The organism is Paenibacillus sepulcri, assembly GCF_042647105.1.
Taxonomy (GTDB): domain Bacteria; phylum Bacillota; class Bacilli; order Paenibacillales; family Paenibacillaceae; genus Paenibacillus_Z; species Paenibacillus_Z sepulcri.
Window position 1 is genome coordinate 7,706,303 of sequence record NZ_JBHRUP010000001.1, and the last position, 17,808, is coordinate 7,724,110.

Sequence of the window (17,808 nt, forward strand, 5' to 3'; positions counted from 1 at the left end):
AAATCATTTGGATGTAATCCATTTATTTGGACCAACTAACCTATTGTATAGTAAGTTGCAAATTGCGCGTCCAAGACAAATAACCGCCAAGGGCTAAGAGCCCTGGCGGTTAAACTTGTTATGATCTAGTGCTATGCGATTATGAGGATTGGACGGAAGTCTGGCCTGCTAATGCCGGATTGCCCCATTTTTGGACCCATTTGTCCATTTCCAGCAATGCGGTTTGAAAATCCTTGCCCTTCTCCGTCAGAGAATATTCCACTGTGACAGGCACAGTAGGAAAGACCTTGCGGAGGACAAGACCATTATTCACCAGGTGGCGGAGCGTATCCGTAAGGGATTGGGTCTTGACGATGGATACATTACGCTGAAGCTGGTTGAATCGCTGCGGTCCTTTCAGCAGTTCTTCAAGAACAAGGAAAGCCCATTTGGCACCCAAAATCTGCAGGACTTCGCAAATACTGGAGCCGGCACTCTCCTTGCAGTTGTTGTTCGTGCCGGTTTGTTCATCCATTACAATGAACCTCCTTATAAATTCACTTTGGCTATAACAGCAGAAGGATATCCGCTGCCTATTCTATGCTTACATTATGGTCCTGTTTCTTTGCTTATGTCAATCCGCGAATGTCCTGTGATGAGCGTATGCAGGGAATTGCGATATTCAAAAGTTTGATCCGCTAAATAAATATGACAGACAGTTGGCATATTTAATATGATACGCTGTCAGAGTATCGCATTCAGGAGACAGGCAAACAAATAGAGAAGGGACCAATAAATATGGCTGCATATATCGTTTTTATACGAGAGAAAACCCGCAATCCTGAGGAGCTGCAAATCTATTCCCGGAAAGCCCCGGCCGGATTGGCCGGTCATCCTGTCACGCCGCTGGCTGTGTATGGACGACATGAGGTGATTGAGGGAGAGGCTGCGGAAGGGATGGCGATTTTGCAATTCCCATCCTTCGAGGAGGCGAAGGCATGGTACAATAGTCCAGCCTACAGCGAGGCGCGCAAGCACCGGTTTAAAGGCGGCGATTATCGCGGAATCATCGTGGAAGGGTTATAACCAGGAGGAGAGAGAGAATGGCAGAACCATTAAAAGATATGTATCATGAACAATTTCTGCGTCAATTCGGCGAGAAAGTGCATGCTGTTTATAAGGCTTTCAATACGGAGGCATTCGTCGCGGCGGTCATGGAGGACGGCTGGTATGATTTAAAGCTGAAGGAGCGGATCAGGCGGATCTCCACGGTGCTCGGAACATATCTGCCGCCACGGTACGAGGACGCGCTCGACGTTTTGTATGCGATTGACGCGGCCTGCGTCGGTTTCCCCTATTTATTTTTTCCTGATTTCGTGGAAGTGTACGGCCAGTCAGAGGAGCATTGGGGTCTGTCCATGGAGGCGTTGGAGCGCTTTACTTCGAAGTCCTCGGCGGAGTTCGCCGTTCGGTCGTTTATTTTGCGTGAGCCGGAGCGGATGATGCGTCAGATGGAGGAATGGTCCAGGCATCCGAACGCTCATGTCCGGCGGCTTGCCAGCGAGGGCTGCCGGCCCAGGCTTCCGTGGGGACAGGCGCTGCCGCTTTTCAAGCAGGACCCTGCTCCATTGCTCCCCGTGCTGGAGCAGCTGAAGGCAGACCCTTCGCTGTATGTACGCAAGAGCGTCGCCAACAATCTGAATGACATCGCCAAGGATCACCCATCAATCGTGCTGGATACAGCCCGCCGCTGGCAGGGAGTCCATCCGGATACGGACTGGATTATCAGGCATGCCTGCCGTAATTTGATCCGCAAAGCCGATCCCGAGATCATGGCGCTGTTCGGCTATGCGGAAGCGGGAGAAGAGTCGGCGCTGACAACCTATGCCTCTTTGTCGGCGGAGCCGGATGTGCTGCCGATCGGCGGAAGCTGCGAGCTGAGCTACGAGCTTCATATCCGGCCGGGCGAACCGGTGCGTATTCGTATGGAATACGGAATCGACTTCGTGAAGGCAGGAGGACATACATCCCGCAAGCTATTCCTGCTATCCGACAAAGTGGTGCCGGGAGGTACGAGGCTCGCAGGTACCAGGAAGCACCGCTGGGCGGATCTGACGACCCGCCGTCATTATCCGGGCGAGCACCGGATTACGCTGACCTTGAATGGGGTTGAAACAGCATCAACGGTAATCAGGCTGGAAGCTTGATTATGGACGATCAGACAAAGGCTGCCTTTCACCCAGGCAGCCGCATTGCCGGAGCATCTTTAGGCATGAGATATTTTGGGCGTGCAAAAATCCTTCATATTACCGAAAGCAGAGACAGGCTTTACGAACAATACATCTTCCGATTCATCCATCGGTATCAATTCCGCTTCCGCGGTTAACTGTTCAGGAACGAAATAAAAGCGGATCTCTCTAGTATCCGGATTGGAAATCCGGGAAAGCAGCTGGTCAAAGTCGATGATAGAGCAAGCGTTTTAATAATGCGATATCTTCCTTCCGTGAACAATCCAGTTTAAGAAGTGATCCATCCTTTGCCGGCGGGCCGTCCAGCTGCAATATATCGATCCCCCCAATATCCCCTCTGGTACCATTCCTCAAAATGAATCCCAAATACAAGCTCCGCTAACCGGTTAAAGCTTGCCCTATATTTACTTTGATTCTTGAGCATTTGACTATCCAGCATAAGGATTCCTCCTAATGACCGGCAAGCAATCCGTGACCTGCCTGTTTAAAAGGATAGATTGGGCCATTTGAATTGTCAATCCGTTGTCCGGCGGCGGAAAAAGAAGAGCCGGGCACGTTCAGACGAGGTAAAGCTCGGATTATAACAGGATATTATCCGTCCAAGGAACTGGTCCTTATTTCCTATTTTCTACCATGAAAATTTTCTGCGAAAAATAATTTTTATCTTTCTCAAAACCGCAAAGGCTTGATGCTGCGCGGTTTTGGGCTTTTTTTTGCTAAAATCTTTCATTATTCTTTTATTGGCCGCTGGTAGACTTAAGTTGGTTGTCATCCTGGTCTCTGTCGGGATAGTAAAAACTAACCAGTGCAGCGCAATTCGACATTTAGCCGGGTTCCTTAATACCGCTACGGTTGCCTCTGCATGAGCTGAAAGAGGACTTGGCCCCGGTTTTCTGCCCGTTGATCGACATCATTTTCGAAATTCGACACATTCCTGACTTAATGCCGTGTTACTTTGAAACCAGCGTCTATATTTATACAATAACTGACATAATATCACGACTAAACTATGATACGGGAGCTATACACAAATGAGATTGAGAATGATCATCTTGGCTTCATGCCTGTTATTGCTGTTAACAGGGTGCGGAAGTTCCATGAGTATGAGCGCAGAAAGAGCAATGAAGCTGGGCAAATCATCGGATGAAATTGTAGTCGGCGCGGCGTGGCCTTTTGCCGACCGGAACGATGGATTTAAAGAGGGGCTTGAATTGGCTCTGGAGGAAATCAATCAAACCGGGGTAATAGGCTCAAAAATAAAGCTGGAGCAAAAGGATGATCTATCTTCCGTTACGGACGGTCTGACCATTGCCCAAAACTTCTCCAATGATTTGAATGTGACAGCTGTTATCGGCGACCGCAGCTCGGCCGTGACGGTGCCGGCTTCCAAGGTCTATGAACAAGCAGGCGTATTGTTTCTTGCGCCAACGTCGACTTCACCGAAGCTGACGGAGGGCGGGGTCAGCCATATTTTCCGCTTGATTCCGAATGATACACAAATCGGCGCAGAGATGGCGGATTACGCCAACTCCAAAATGTATAAGAACATTGCTGTCTTTTACGCGAATGACGAGTACGGCCGCGGCTTGGCCAATTCTTTTGAAGACAGTGCCAAAATAAGCGATATTCAAATCATAGATCGTGTCTCTGACTATAAGGACATCGATGATCTCCGCAGGCTGGTCAATAAATGGAACGCCTTGGGATGCGATGCTGTCTTTGTGGCGGAAGCGATGCCGGATGGAGCAAATATCATTCTGGAGCTTCGCAAAGCAGGATTGAACCTGCCGGTGATGGGTGGGGACGCCCTGGATTCGGACAGCTTGATTGAAATAGGTGAAAAAGCAGTAGAAGGGGTCGTTGTAGCATCTATCTTTAACCCCAATGATACGGATCCCAAGGTTCGTGATTTTGTTGAAAGCTATAAAAGCAGGTTCGGGGCAGAGCCGAATAAATATGCGGCGCAAGCCTACGACTCTCTGCATCTTCTGGCCGCTGCCATAACGGAGGCTGATTCACGCAAGCCTGCCGATATTGCGGCTGCGTTACGAAAACAGGAAACATGGCCGGGCGTGTCCGGTGACAGATCGTTTGACGCGAGCGGAGATGTGAATGATATGCACATTGTGATGAAACAGGTTAAACAAGGACAGTTCGAATACCTGAAATAAAGGAGCAACCCGGGAATGAACAATGACGTTTTTCGCAAGGTATCCATAGAAAGATTATCTTCGCCCGAGCAGCTCGACACTTTAATGAAGGTGACTTCGCCAAAGGGCTGGCTCGCTTTGAGCGCCCTCGGACTGCTGCTGGTCTCCGCGATAGTTTGGGGATTTTACGGAACGTTGAATACCAAGATGCAGGCACAAGGCGTCTTAATCCGGCCAGGAGGGCTGCAAAATATCTATTCCTCGTCGAGCGGCCCCATTACCGATATTCGCGTGGTGGAGAATGATTACGTACATAAGGGTGACGTCATAGCAAGAATTGAACAACCGGCCATGGTACAGCAGCTTGAGCAGCTGGCAGAGAGCCTCAAGGCTGCCGAGCTGGCCAATCAGCGTACGCCGTCTGCGGAATTAGAGGAGCAAATAAACAAGATCCGGAACGGGTTAGCGGCGCTCAAGACGGCCTACTTCAACGAATCGAGAGTCGTAAGTGCGTATACAGGACGGGTCCTGGAAGTAAAAGTCAAGAAGGGCGCTTCAATCGGCGTTGGATTGCCGATCATTACGGTCGAATCAGGCGAGGAGCAGGCCAAGGATTTGAAGACAGTGATGTATGTTCCGATCCAGGAAGGGAAGACCATTATTCCCGGGATGACGGTGGATATTTCTCCCAGCTCCGTAAATAAGGAGGAATACGGCTTTTTGATTGGACGCGTAACGTCGGTTTCGGAATTCCCGGTAACGGCGCAGACCATGCTGCTCACTCTTGGGAACGAAGCGCTGGTGCAGGAGCTTGCGGGAAGAGGCTCCGCGCTGCTTGAGGTTCTGGTCGATCTCGTACCGGACCCGTCAACAATAAGCGGCTACAAATGGTCTACGCCCAAAGGTCCGCCGCAGCTGATAGACAGCGGTACCTTTACCTCGGGATCCATAACGATAAAACGGCAAAAACCGATTACATCCGTAATACCTCAGATTAAGTAAGAGATGGAGTTGAACCTTAAGGTGAGTGCACCCAAACGCGTCAAGACGCCGACCGTTCTGCAGATGGAAGCGGTGGAATGCGGTGCGGCAGCTTTAGCGATTATTCTTGGCTATTACCGAAGCTATGTTCCTCTGGAGGAGCTGCGTGTGGAATGCGGTGTTTCAAGGGACGGGAGCAAAGCCAGCAATGTGCTGAAAGCAGCAAGGAAATACGGGCTGACGGCAAGAGGGCTGAAGAAGGAGCCGGAGGCGCTCCGAAGCATGAAGGGGCCGATGATTATTCATTGGAACTTCAATCACTTCCTTGTGCTCGAGGGCTTCAAGGAGAACCGGGTTTTTCTGAATGATCCGGTTTCGGGACCGCGGGTTGTCACTTATGAGGAATTCGATAAATCCTATACCGGCATTGTTCTAAGCTTTGAGCCGTCACCCGAATACAAGCGCCATGGCGAGAAAACGGGTATTGCCGGGTCTCTCAAGAAACGGCTGAAAGGCTCGGAAACGGCGCTGCTTTATGTCATTCTGGCGGGACTTTTCCTAATCATTCCGGGACTTGTCATTCCCACTTTCACCAAAATGTTCATCGATAATATACTGCTCGGAAATAATCAAAGCTGGCTGATCCCGCTGCTGGTCGGAATGGCCATTACGGCATTCGTCCGGGCGTTGCTGACCTGGCTGCAGAGATATTACCTGCTGCGGCTCGAAACGAAATTTTCGCTAAGCACGTCCAGCGCTTTTTTCTGGCATGTGCTGAGGCTTCCGATGGGATTCTTCTCGCAGCGCTTCAGCGGAGAGATTGGTTCGCGGGTGATGATCAACGACCGGGTGGCACAGCTGCTGTCCGGCGATCTGGCGGTCGCCGCATTGAATTCCGTAATGATTGTCTTTTATTTGATCCTGATGTTCCAGTACAGCATTATCCTGACCCTGCTGGCTGTTGCAACGGCTCTGATAAACGTGGTTTTTCTGCGGTTCGTTGCCAGGCAAAGAGTCGATCAGAATATGCGTCTGCTTCAGGAAGGCGGCAAAATGCAGGGCGTTACGATGAATGGTCTGCAAATGATCGAAACGTTGAAATCAAGCGGTTCCGAATCCGATTTTTTCGCAAAATGGTCCGGTTACCAGACGAAGCTCCTGAATTCCCAGCAGCAGCTCGGCGTCTCCTCCGGTATGCTGAGCGCCCTGCCCACTTTGTTATCCGGCATAAGCTCCGCGGTCATTCTGGCGGTCGGCGGATTTCAGGTCATGGATGGCGTCATGACGATTGGTATGCTGGTAGCCTTCCAAAGCCTGACGGCCAGCTTCATCGAACCGGTCAATAAGATGGTTCAGCTCGGCAGCTCCCTTCAGGAGGCGGAAGGCGGACTCAAGCGGCTTGATGATGTATTAAACCATGATGTGGACAGTCAGATCGCAGCAGCGGCCGAGCTTTATCCCTCGGATGAAGAAGAAGCGCAGCCGAAGAATGCCAAGCTGGCAGGGTTTGTTGAATTGCGCAATGTAACCTTCGGTTACAACAAGCTGGAGGGAGCGTTGATTGAGAACTTCAGCCTGCAGCTGAAGCCCGGCTCGCGTGTTGCCCTGGTAGGGGGATCGGGCAGCGGGAAATCGACAATCGCCAAATTGATTGCCGGCGTTTATGCGCCATGGTCGGGAGAAATTCTGTTTGATGGAATCAATCGCGATGAATTGCCGCGCACATTAATCAGCAACTCGCTTGCGGTAGTCGATCAGGATATTCATATGTTTGAAGGCACCATCAAGGATAATTTATCGCTGTGGGATTTGACGATACCGGAGACGGATATTGTCCGTGCCGCCAAGGATGCCTGTATTGATGATGATATCAGCTCGCGGAGCGGCGGTTACGATCATGTGCTTGCCGAGGGCGGCGGTAATTTCAGCGGCGGACAGCGGCAGCGCCTGGAAATTGCCAGAGCGCTCTCCGGCAATCCTTCGGTTCTTGTACTGGACGAAGCGACAAGCGCGTTGGATCCGAAGACGGAACAAATCGTGGATACCAGCTTCAGAAGAAGAGGCTGTACCTGTATTATTGTCGCGCACCGGCTGAGCACCATCCGCGATGCGGATGAAATTATTTTGATGCAGCGGGGAAAAGTGGCCGAGCGCGGCACCCACCATGACTTACTGCTGAAAAACGGCGCATATGCCAGACTGATACAGGACCACTAAAGCCGGAGGGGGTGAATGCATATGGATCGGACGGATGACGATATCTTGGAACAATGGTTTATAAAGAATGGGGAATGGATCGAGCTTGAAGGCAACAAACCGCTCATTGTTACGGATGAAACGTCGCTTTGGCTCATTATGAGCGGATCTGCGGATATTTTTGCCGTTGCCCTGCAAGGCGGTGCAGTAACCCGGCAGCCGCAATTTTTGTTCAGTCTGCATGCAGGGCGATTCATCTTTGGTTTCCATGAAGACGTTGCGGAAGCATCCGCAGGCATGCTCATTGCCGGGTTGTCCGGTACGCAGCTGATCCGCATGGACATGTCCTTATTTCTTCAAGCGAATTCCGATCATTCTGTTCACATGGCAATGGCGGATTCGATTGATGAGTGGGTCCAGGACTGGTCCTCCGCCCTGAGAAGGCTCAACAACGCAACAGATTTTATCGAGCTTGAAGCGGTCAGTCAGCTGGCAGCTGCCGAGGGAGCTGTCTTTCGTTCGTCCAACGTGCTGTGGATTGAAATGCATGCCGGAAAACTCCATTGGATGGATGATGAAAGATTTGCCGTCGTGCAGCCGGGGATGACTATGCCTTTGTCCTCCGTCAGCTGGATCTCGGCCGCCGAACCATCCGTAATTTCCGCATACGGCACGGCTGAATGGCTGAAGAAGGATGCCGAATTGCGCGGATTATCCGAATTTCATCGATTGCTCTACCGCTGTCTGCTTGATAACCGCAGGTCAGAGGGAAAAGTCGAATACGACCGTCTGAAACGGAAAACGGAAAATGATCATGCCGTCATGGATTTGGCTTTGAACCGTTTGGCAGCTGTTACAGGAGCATCCCGAAAAAAAGCAGCCGCTGAAACGGGCTCCACCGACCTGCTGTATATCGCCTGCAAGATTGTCGGCGAATCGCTCGGGATGGCAGTAAAGCCGGTTGCTGGAAAGAGTCTGCATAAGCTGCGCGACCCTGTGGGCCATGTTGCAAAAAGCTCCGGATTTCGTTCCCGCCAGGTAATGCTGAAGGATGATTGGTGGCGCAGCGATAACGGACCCCTGCTTGCCTATTTGGAGGCAAACAAACAGCCGGTTGCTCTGATTCAGAAGAATGCGTCGACCTATATTCTTGTCGATTCGGCGGACGGCACGGAACAGACCATAACGGAAGATCTTGCCCGCAATATCGCACCGGTCGCGTTTATGTTCTATCGTCCGCTGCCGACAAAACCGCTCTCTGTTATGGATATTATCAAATTCGGCTCACACAAAACGATCAAACGGGACTTATACATTATGGTGTTCATGGGGATCGCCGGGGGATTGCTCGGAATGCTGGTTCCCATAGCCAACGGCATCCTGTTCGATTCGATTATTCCGGCTTCGGAGAAAGGCCTGCTTCTGCAGATGGGGTTGATCTTGCTGTCGGTCATCCTCTCCATGTCCTTGTTCGAATTGACGCGCTCTATGGCGATGCTCAGAATCGAAGGGAAGATGGGGGGATCCATACAGGCGGCGGTATGGGATCGCCTGCTCAATCTGCCTGTTTCCTTCTTCAGGGATTATTCCTCCGGTGATTTGGCTTTGCGGGCCAACAGCATCAATACGATACGTCAGGCGGTATCGGGTGTGGCGCTGACGGCAATATTTTCCGGCATATTCTCCTCCTTTAATCTGCTTTTATTATTTTATTACAATGTGAAATTGGCTCTTGTGGCCACGGTTCTGGTCCTGATATCGATGGCCGTTACGCTTGGAGTCGGAATTCTGCAGGTCAAGCGGCAGCGGGTGTTGCTGGCGGTTCAGGGGAAAATTTCAACGACGGTTCTGCAAATCATTAACGGCATCAGCAAATTCCGCATGGCGGCGGCAGAGAAACGGGCATTTTTCCTGTGGGCCAAACAGTTCGGGGAGTTAAAAGAAACCGCGTTCCAAGCCAAGACATTGACGAATCTGCATGCGGTATTCAACGCTTTTTTTCCGGTTATTACTTCGATGACATTATTCTATATTATGGCTTCCGGCGGGGGTGCAATGAGCCCCGGCAAGTTCATCGCTTTTTTCTCCGCTTTCTCGGCTTTTCTGGGGGCGATGATTGCGATGTCGACGGCGGTTGTCTCGATTCTGAGTATTGTTCCGCAATATGAAAGAGCCAAACCGATTCTCCAGACGGTTCCCGAAGTACACGAGGCATTGGAAGATCCAGGCGAACTGACAGGAGCTATTGAAGTCAGACATATTCGCTTTCGCTATAGAATGGATCAGCCCTGGATTCTCAATGATCTGTCGCTCCAAATCCGCCCGGGCGAATTCATCGCGCTGGTTGGCGCATCAGGCTGCGGGAAGTCAACGCTTCTGAGGCTGCTGCTCGGTTTTGAAAAGCCCGAGTCCGGATCGCTTTACTTTGACGGGCAGGATCTCAAAACACTGGATGTCCGCTCCGTGCGCAGTCAGTTCGGCGTTGTCCTGCAGAATGGCAAGGTGACCGCCGGCGATATTTATGCCAACATTATCGGTTCTGCGAACCTGACGATGGAAGAAGCCTGGGAGTCGGCGCGAATGGCCGGCTTCGATGAGGATATCCGCCAAATGCCCATGGGCATGCATACGGTAATATCCGAAGGCGGCAGCACGTTATCCGGTGGGCAGCGCCAGCGCTTGCTTATTGCCCGGGCGATTGCCAGAAGACCTAAAATCATCCTGTTCGACGAGGCGACCAGCGCCCTGGACAACCGCACGCAGACGATTGTCAGCCAAAGCCTGGAGAAGCTGCACGCTACACGGGTGGTCATTGCCCATAGGCTCAGCACCATTATGAACGCCGATCGCATCTTCGTTCTGGAAAAAGGGCGGATCGTTCAAGCGGGGTCTTACAGCGATTTAATGAAACAGGACGGATTGTTCGTCGAATTGGCCAAACGGCAGCTTGCGTAGTTCATCTCTCGTTTTCATAACGAGTTATGATAAATATCATATTTTACAGGAGGAAACAATCATGGCATGGAGTAAAGAAGCAGTAGCAGAAGCGGTAAACAAGGTGGGCGCAAGAGCGGCTACGGATCTGGAGTACAGAAATTTGTGCGTGACCAACATTCACGAAGCCATTCAACAGGAAACAGGCCTTGAAGTGCCGTCTAGCTTCAAAATCGGCGTGCTTGACCAATCCAGCTATTCCTTGAGCATTGTCCTGCCTAAAGTTCAACTGGCCGACAATGAATTAACGGAAGGCGAATTGGACAGCGTTGCAGGCGGAAGCAAAGACGGAGCTACCGATTTCTTCGAAGGACTTGCAGGCGGAGCCGCTTCGATTATGGGCGCCGATAATACTTATGCGAACAATTCCGAAGGCGTTGCCGGCAATATCATTGGTCAAATCGTGGCATCTCCTTATCTCATCATCGGCAGCTAATCCAAACTTTCCAATCGGAGGAATCATACATGGCATGGAGTAAAGAAGCAGTAGAAGAAGCAGTAAGCAAAGTAGGCGCAAGAGCCGCTGCCGACCTGGAATTCAGAAATTTATGCGTGACGAACATTCACGAAGCGATTCAGCAGGAAACAGGTCTTGAGGTGCCGGCCAGCTTCAAAATCGGCGTACTCGATCAATCCAGCTATTCCTTGAGCATTATTCTGCCCAAAGTTCAACTGGCTGACAGTGAATTAACGGAAGGAGAGCTCGACAGCGTTGCCGGCGGAAGCAAACAGGGAGCCACTGATTTCTTTGACGGATTGGCTACAGGGCTGAGCGGCAATTCGGGCCCTCAGAATTCTGCTGAAGGCGAAGCCGGGAATGCGATAGGGTTAATTGCAACAATTCCCATGATTTTGTCTTAATATTGTTGTGAAGCGTCACTTGATGTGCGGAGAGAACCTCAGTTTTTTGAGGTTCTTCTTGTGATTTTCTCCTGCAAGCTATTCATCGATGCACAATATAAATATAGTGGGTGTGTTATCCGTATGCGGTGGTTAAAATCGATTTGGACGATATTAGGAAGCATCGCGGCAGGGGTCATGATCGGGATTTATCAGCCTCAGCTGGCAGAACAGCTTATCCCGTACGGTGGATTGTATTTGTCCTTTCTTAAAATGTGTGTCATTCCGATCATGGTCACGGCCATTGTCTCCAGTGTAGGCAGATTGTTTATGTCGACAGGCTCGAATAAGGTATTGAATAAAATGCTGCTTGTTTTTATCGTTGGGATGCTTGCAGTCAGTGTGCTGGGAATTACGGCAGGACTGCTCGGCAAGCCGGGCGAAGGCATCTCTGCCGGCAGTAAAACGGTGCTTGGCACGATTGTTCTGGATAATGAATCTTCCTCCGCAGATCAAGCAGACACGGCCTCTGCCAACGGTTTGATGGACTTTATATTCAAACTGATCCCGGATAATATATTTATTGCGCTGACTCAGGGCAACAGCCTGCAAATCCTGTTTTTTTCCGTGGTGGTGGGCATCGCGCTCGGTTTGCTGTCCGTCCATACAGGCGAACATTTTCTCTCTCTCGTGGATTTGATGTTTAAAGTCTTTCAACGGATTATCTCCTGGTCGATGTATGTGCTGCCGTTTGGGCTGCTATGCATTATGGCTGGGCAGATCGCAAGCACGGGTGCAGATCTCTTGCTGGCTATGGTGAAGTTCATCGCACTCGCCTATACGGTAGCGCTTGTTCTCATGATTGCAAGCGGCTGGATCATGGCGGCGAAGCTGAAAATCTCTTTTATCCAGGCGTTGAAAGGCTTGAAGGAAACGCTGATTATTGCTTTCGGCACGCAAAACAGTATCGCTACCATGCCCTCCGCACTCGATTCGCTGCGCAAGCAGTTCAAGCTTGACTCCGACTCGGTCAATTTGGTCGTTCCGCTTGGGGTCGTCCTGTGCAGGTACAGCATGGTGGTGGTGTACTCCCTGGGCATTATCTTTATCGCCCAATTGTATGGGGTTACGCTGGGTTTGCAGGATTTGTTCATCATCATGGCCGGAGCGGTACTGGCGGCAGTTGCCGGAGCTGGGACTCCCGGGATCGTGGCGATTGCGATGATTTCACTGATTGCCGATCCTCTGAACCTCCCCTCCAGCACGGGTATTATTCTGCTGATGGCTGTCAATCCCATTATCGATCCCATTCTGACAACGGCCAACATTCATCTCAATAGTATGGCGGCGGTTCTGATTGTGGATAAAGCGGAAGACAGCCAGAGGGAAGCAGCCGACTATGATCCGCTGCCACTGGGCAGCAGCGGTACTGCATCATGAGCGGCTGGATGGAGAACCGCTACAAAGTGAAACAGCTGGAAGCCGGCGATGCCGCTGCATATGGGCCATTAACGTACCAATATGTGCTCCCGCTGCTGCGTGATTCGCGAGGACATCCAAGCTATACCGCAATCGGAGCAGAGATGGCGGAGGGGGCGGAAGCTGCCGGATTAATCGTTATATACCGCCAGCCGGGAAGCGGCACAGCCGAAGTCGTCTCTCTGTTTGTAAAGCCGAATTACCGCAGAATGGGAATCGGCACCGCTCTTCTGCGCCAAACGGAAGAGCTTCTGCTTCGTGCAGGAGCAACGCGGATCCGTTTTGTGTATTATGCGGGCAACCGGATTAAGCCTGCTGTGGAAGCTTTTTTACAGCGTAATAACGGGTCTCCTCCCGTATTGGAAGGAAAGGTGTACACGGCCGATACCCGCATCGCCGACGCTCCGTGGCTGAAGAAGATTGAACTGCCGCAAGGACTGCAGTCTTTATTATGGCGCGATCTGGACAGCGAAGCCAAAAACAGATTAAGAGAAGGCGGTGGCTTTCCGCGGTTTCTATCTCCTTTCAAACCAAATCTGCAATTGGAAGAAAGCAATAGTCTCGCCATGATGGCAGGAGAAGAAATCTCGGGATGGTGCATGACGTACCGAATTGCCGAAGATACGATTCTGTATGACAGTGTCTATGTTCAGGAGCCCTACCGGTTATATGGCTGCGCCTTTATTCTGATGGCGCAATCCGTCCTGCTTCAACTGGAGCGGCAGATTCCGTTTGCGAAATTTGCCGTCAATGTCGAAACCCCTTCCATGCTGAAAATGCTGGATCGCCGGCTGGCTCCGTATGCGTGCCGGATCGTTGAAAAAAGAGCAGTTTGCATAACACTTGCACATCAGGGAGGAACGATTAAGTGACCAAGGGGAGACAGCGCGTTGCGGTAACGGGGATGGGGATTCTCTGCGCTCTGGGCAGCAGCTTTGAGCAGGTTTTTGCTTCCATGAAGGAAGGAAGAACAGGCATCGGAGAGATGCAGCGTTTTCCTACCGATAAATTTCATAGCCGGATCGGAGCGGAAATCCGCGACTATAACCCGGATGATTACTTCTCGGCATCCGAGCAGCAGCAGTATGATCTTTGCGCGCAGTACGCCATTGTCGCCGCCCGGAATGCAATGCGGGGCAGCGGAATCGTCACAGGCGGCAAGGGGGCGGAGCGGACCGGTGTCGCGCTGGGCACCTGCAATGGCGGTATTGTTTCGCTCGAAGAGCAGTGGACGGTTGCGGAGCTGGACGTGGCAAGAACGGCCCGCTACCCTTTCTATCAGCAGGGTGACGATGTTGCGCGATATTTTCAGGCGACGGGGCCGGTCGTTACGATGAATACCGCATGCGCGGCAAGCGGCAACGCGATCGGCTACGCCTACGATATGATTCGATGGGGACACGCCGATGTGATGCTGGCGGGCGGCTCCGATCCGATGTCCCATTCCGTTTATGCCGGATTTAATGTGCTGCGCGCCTTGAATCCGCAGCCGGCCTCCCCTTTCGCAAGCCGGTTTGGTCTTAGTCTGGGTGAAGGAGCGGCTTTTGTTGTGCTTGAACCGCTGGATATGGCTATTTTGCGGGGAGCAACGATTTATGCAGAGATTTGCGGGTACGGCCTAAGCAACGACGCGTATCACGAGACAACGCCTGACCCGGAGGGAAAGGGAATTCAAATTGCGGTGAACATGGCCCTGGCTAACAGCGGAATTGATCCGTCTGCAATCGGCTATATCAATGCTCACGGCACCGGTACGCAGGCCAACGATCACGCTGAGATTTCCGGTTTGCGGGCCGCATTCGGCGACAAGCTCGGTGAAATTCCGCTCAGCTCCAGCAAAGCGTACTTTGGCCATAATCTGGGAGCGGCTGCAGCTATCGAGTTCACCACTTCCTTGTATGCCATTCATCATCATTTGCTTCCCGCTGCTTTGCATTATGACAAGCCGCGGCCGGGCTGTGAAGACATCCGCATCGTAGCCAATGATATGATGGCGGGGAGACCGGATTATCTGTTAAACAATAATTCCGCCTTTGGCGGACATAATGCTGCGATCGTCGCCAAGACCCGCTATTCGGAGAACGAGCCGAAGCGGATCGAAACGGACCGTCATTTACGAAGAATAGCGGTCGTGGGAATCGGCGCGGTTATCGGGGACGGCGCAGACGGCAGGGCAGGAGCCTCGTCATTCCAGCTGAAGGATTTTGATAAAGGCTTGTATGAGAGAAGAATGAACCGCCTCTCCCAGTTCAGCATTGGCGCAGTCAGCCTGGCGCTGGATGATGCGGGGTGGAGCCGTGAAGCTGCCGCCGGACAAGATACGGGCTTCATATACGGAACTTCACGGGGCAGCACGGAGAGCATCGGCAAATTTCTGGGCAGCGTGTTCGGCAGCGGACCGGAGCTTGCCAGCAGCATCTATTTTCCCCATACCGTTATCAATTCAATATCCGGCAAGACGGCCGAGAAGATGAAGCTGAAAGGCTTCAGCAGCTCGCTCAGCACCGGCGGCACGGAGGGGCTTATGGCATTGATTTATGGCTGCGGCATTCTTCGCGACGGTGTTCATGACCGGCTGTTGGTCGCCGCAGGCGATGAGTTTTCCGAGCTGTCGGATAAAATCGATAGGGCCAAGGGGCTTGCGGAAAGCCGTTTTCATATGACAGAGGGCAGCGTGTGCCTGGCTTTATGCGACCTGGATACGGCTCAGCAAGAGGGGAAACGCGTCTATGCGGAAATGCTGGGCGGCGGGATGGCATTTGGCGATTTGGCCCAATCCATTACCGATGCCATCCGGAATTCCGGTTTGCGGCTGGAGCAGATCGATGGTGTTCTGATCGATTCCGCCGGGAGGCCGGGCGAATTGGAAGATCAAATGCGCATTATTGAAGAGCTGTTCGCCGGGTGCGGGACTCCGGTAACCTGCTTGAACGAGCAGTCCGGTTACGGCGAATCCATCAGTTCGCTCACTCCGGTCAGTACAGCAGCGCAGTGGATCCATGCCGGCTCTCAGCTTGGGATCCAGGGACAGAAGCGTGATTACTTCCTGACCGTCAGTATAGCGATCAATGGAAATACGGCTGCAGCGGTGATCGGCCGGATTAAAGAGGAGGAGAACAAATGAACGAGCAGGCTTTTACTTTGGAACAGATCAAAGACGTGGTCAAACGGAAGCTGATTATCGAGCGTCTGGAAATGGAAGACATCACGGCAGAGGATATCGATGACGAGATGGAGCTTTTTGGCGACGGGCTCGGACTGGATTCGATCGAGGCGTTTGAGGTGATGGTTGGTATGGAAGTCGTTTACGGCGTGAAGGTTGAAGGCATTCCCATCGACGACCTGAAAGTTCACTTGAGATGCGTCAATTCCATTGCCGGTTTTATCGACAACCGCCTTCGTGAGAAAGCATGAAGCTGCGTAATCAGGTAGCAATTGTGACAGGTGCCACGCGGGGAATCGGCAGAGCGGCATTCGAACGCTTCGCGGCGGAGGGAGCGGCGGTGATTGGCGTATATGCCGCGAATGTGGACCTGGCGCAGCAATTGCTCGGCAAGTGGAACGGAAATGGAGTGCCGCTGAGGATGGTTCAAGGCTCCGTTGACGATCCGGGCTTTGTACGTGAACTCATTCTCGAAGTGGTGCGGGAGTTTGGCCGTATTGATATTTTGGTCAACAATGCGGGAATCGTGCGCGACAGCTTGGCGGTGATGATGCCAATCTCTGATTGGGACGATGTGTTTCGCACGAATTTCAATGGAACCCTGCTGTGCGCTTCGGAAACGATTCCCGTCATGCTGCAGCAGCAAAGCGGTAGGATCGTCAATGTTGTATCGGTGTCAGGCATCTACGGGCGGGAGGCGCAGGCGAATTATGCGGCTTCCAAGGGGGCCGTTATCGGCTTGACCAAAATGCTGGCCAGGCGCTACGGCCGGGAAGGCATCCGAATCAATGCGATCGCTCCAGGCATGATTGAAACGGAAATGACGGCGTTGGTGCCTTCAGGGAAAATGGAAAATTTCATCAATCATACCAACATGGGGCGCATGGGCACGGTCCAAGAGATTGCGGATGCGATCTTGTTTTTGGCTTCAGGTCAATCGGAATACATATCCGGGCAAGTATTGAAGGCGGACGGGGGATTCCTGCGATGACCAGAACCATTTTTATAACTCAGGGAAGCCATAGAATCAATCGCCTGATTCTCGAGTGTCTGCTTGAGAGAGAGTATCAGGTATGCCTGCAATTTACCAAAAGGCAGGAGGCCGATGAGTGTCTTGCCGATATTTCTGCGGATTGCAGAAAACAGCTTTATATCTTTTACGGCCATGCGAATGAAGCATCTATTATGATCGATCAGGCTGTTTCCCGTATGGGCAGTCTGGATTACTTGATTCACGGGGTGGACACGCTCAATGAAGAGGAATTGTTTGAGGCCGATCCGCTTGCCCTGGGTACCTATACGGCCGATTTATTTCGCGATATTTTCCTGTTCAGCCGCAGCATCGCATCGCATATGGCCAAGAACAAACAGGGACATATCGTGTTTCCCCTTATGGCGGATGCGTTATATTATGACGGTTACCCGTCCTCTCCGATTATCAACCTTGGCAAGCTTGCTTTAATGAAATCTCTTGCCAAAGAGTTTTCGCCTTTCCGCATTGCCGTCAACGCCGTTACATTGGGTTATTACGCCCCGGAAGAAAGCTTGAACAGCAAGGAATTAAAGCAGCGCCTGGAAATTCACGCCTTAAAGCCATTGCTCCCCGGGCTGAAAGAGCTGGTATCGGCTTCAATCGATATGCTGTTTCAGACAAAATCACACTTGGTGAGCGGCCAGAACCTGCATGTAGGTCACGGTACCGATACATTCATCTGATGGAGGAACTATTCTTGATTGCCGGCATAGGCATGGCAACCACTGCGGGAGCGATGATTGT

General features: G+C 51.8%; 15 protein-coding genes. 14 read left to right on the forward strand and 1 reads right to left on the reverse strand.

The window, feature by feature from the left end; all coding sequences use genetic code 11:
- Positions 1–139 precede the first annotated feature (139 nt).
- A complete protein-coding gene (locus ACFOLF_RS33400) occupies positions 140–514 on the reverse strand; it encodes a winged helix-turn-helix transcriptional regulator (RefSeq protein ID WP_210043895.1) in 375 nt (124 codons plus the stop codon).
- 263 nt (positions 515–777) lie between these two features.
- On the opposite strand from ACFOLF_RS33400, the gene ACFOLF_RS33405 reads away from it, so the two are divergent.
- The 14 genes from ACFOLF_RS33405 (at position 778) to ACFOLF_RS33470 (ending at position 17,747) form a co-directional block, all read left to right on the forward strand.
- The gene (locus ACFOLF_RS33405; protein WP_210043894.1) at positions 778–1,065 is read left to right on the forward strand and encodes a DUF1330 domain-containing protein; all 288 of its coding nucleotides are present in this window, start codon (positions 778–780) and stop codon (positions 1,063–1,065) included.
- Positions 1,066–1,082: 17 nt separating this feature from the next.
- The gene (locus ACFOLF_RS33410) at positions 1,083–2,186 is read left to right on the forward strand and encodes a DNA alkylation repair protein (protein ID WP_210043893.1); all 1,104 of its coding nucleotides are present in this window, start codon (positions 1,083–1,085) and stop codon (positions 2,184–2,186) included.
- Positions 2,187–3,331: 1,145 nt separating this feature from the next.
- Positions 3,332–4,399 carry an ABC transporter substrate-binding protein gene (locus ACFOLF_RS33415; protein ID WP_210043892.1) on the forward strand — a complete coding sequence of 356 codons (1,068 nt, stop codon included), beginning with the start codon at positions 3,332–3,334 and terminating at the stop codon, positions 4,397–4,399.
- Positions 4,400–4,414: 15 nt separating this feature from the next.
- Entirely contained in the window at positions 4,415–5,380 is a 966-nt protein-coding gene (locus ACFOLF_RS33420; RefSeq protein WP_210043891.1) for an NHLP bacteriocin system secretion protein, read from the forward strand.
- 21 nt (positions 5,381–5,401) lie between these two features.
- Entirely contained in the window at positions 5,402–7,576 is a 2,175-nt protein-coding gene (locus tag ACFOLF_RS33425) for an NHLP family bacteriocin export ABC transporter peptidase/permease/ATPase subunit (protein ID WP_379112650.1), read from the forward strand.
- Between the two features lie 21 nt (positions 7,577–7,597).
- Positions 7,598–10,510, forward strand: a complete 2,913-nt coding sequence (locus tag ACFOLF_RS33430) for an NHLP bacteriocin export ABC transporter permease/ATPase subunit (RefSeq protein WP_210043889.1) — start codon at positions 7,598–7,600, stop codon at positions 10,508–10,510.
- A gap of 61 nt (positions 10,511–10,571) precedes the next feature.
- Positions 10,572–10,985, forward strand: coding sequence for an NHLP leader peptide family RiPP precursor (locus ACFOLF_RS33435; RefSeq protein ID WP_210043888.1), 414 nt, complete (start codon positions 10,572–10,574; stop codon positions 10,983–10,985).
- A gap of 29 nt (positions 10,986–11,014) precedes the next feature.
- Positions 11,015–11,410 (forward strand): NHLP leader peptide family RiPP precursor, encoded by a 396-nt coding sequence (locus ACFOLF_RS33440; RefSeq protein WP_210043887.1) that lies wholly within the window; start codon positions 11,015–11,017, stop codon positions 11,408–11,410.
- 123 nt (positions 11,411–11,533) lie between these two features.
- On the forward strand, positions 11,534–12,829 hold the full coding sequence (locus tag ACFOLF_RS33445; RefSeq protein ID WP_210043886.1) for a dicarboxylate/amino acid:cation symporter: 1,296 nt from the start codon (positions 11,534–11,536) through the stop codon (positions 12,827–12,829).
- A complete protein-coding gene (locus ACFOLF_RS33450) occupies positions 12,826–13,740 on the forward strand; it encodes a GNAT family N-acetyltransferase (RefSeq protein ID WP_210043885.1) in 915 nt (304 codons plus the stop codon). Before ACFOLF_RS33445 ends, ACFOLF_RS33450 begins: the two co-directional genes overlap by 4 nt.
- Positions 13,737–15,992, forward strand: a complete 2,256-nt coding sequence (locus ACFOLF_RS33455) for a beta-ketoacyl synthase N-terminal-like domain-containing protein (RefSeq protein ID WP_379112653.1) — start codon at positions 13,737–13,739, stop codon at positions 15,990–15,992. The genes ACFOLF_RS33450 and ACFOLF_RS33455 overlap by 4 nt, the downstream gene beginning before the upstream one ends.
- Positions 15,989–16,282 (forward strand): phosphopantetheine-binding protein, encoded by a 294-nt coding sequence (locus ACFOLF_RS33460; RefSeq protein ID WP_210043884.1) that lies wholly within the window; start codon positions 15,989–15,991, stop codon positions 16,280–16,282. The genes ACFOLF_RS33455 and ACFOLF_RS33460 overlap by 4 nt, the downstream gene beginning before the upstream one ends.
- On the forward strand, positions 16,279–17,022 hold the full coding sequence (locus ACFOLF_RS33465; RefSeq protein WP_210043883.1) for an SDR family NAD(P)-dependent oxidoreductase: 744 nt from the start codon (positions 16,279–16,281) through the stop codon (positions 17,020–17,022). Before ACFOLF_RS33460 ends, ACFOLF_RS33465 begins: the two co-directional genes overlap by 4 nt.
- Positions 17,019–17,747, forward strand: a complete 729-nt coding sequence (locus ACFOLF_RS33470) for an SDR family oxidoreductase (protein WP_210043882.1) — start codon at positions 17,019–17,021, stop codon at positions 17,745–17,747. Before ACFOLF_RS33465 ends, ACFOLF_RS33470 begins: the two co-directional genes overlap by 4 nt.
- Positions 17,748–17,808 lie beyond the last annotated feature (61 nt).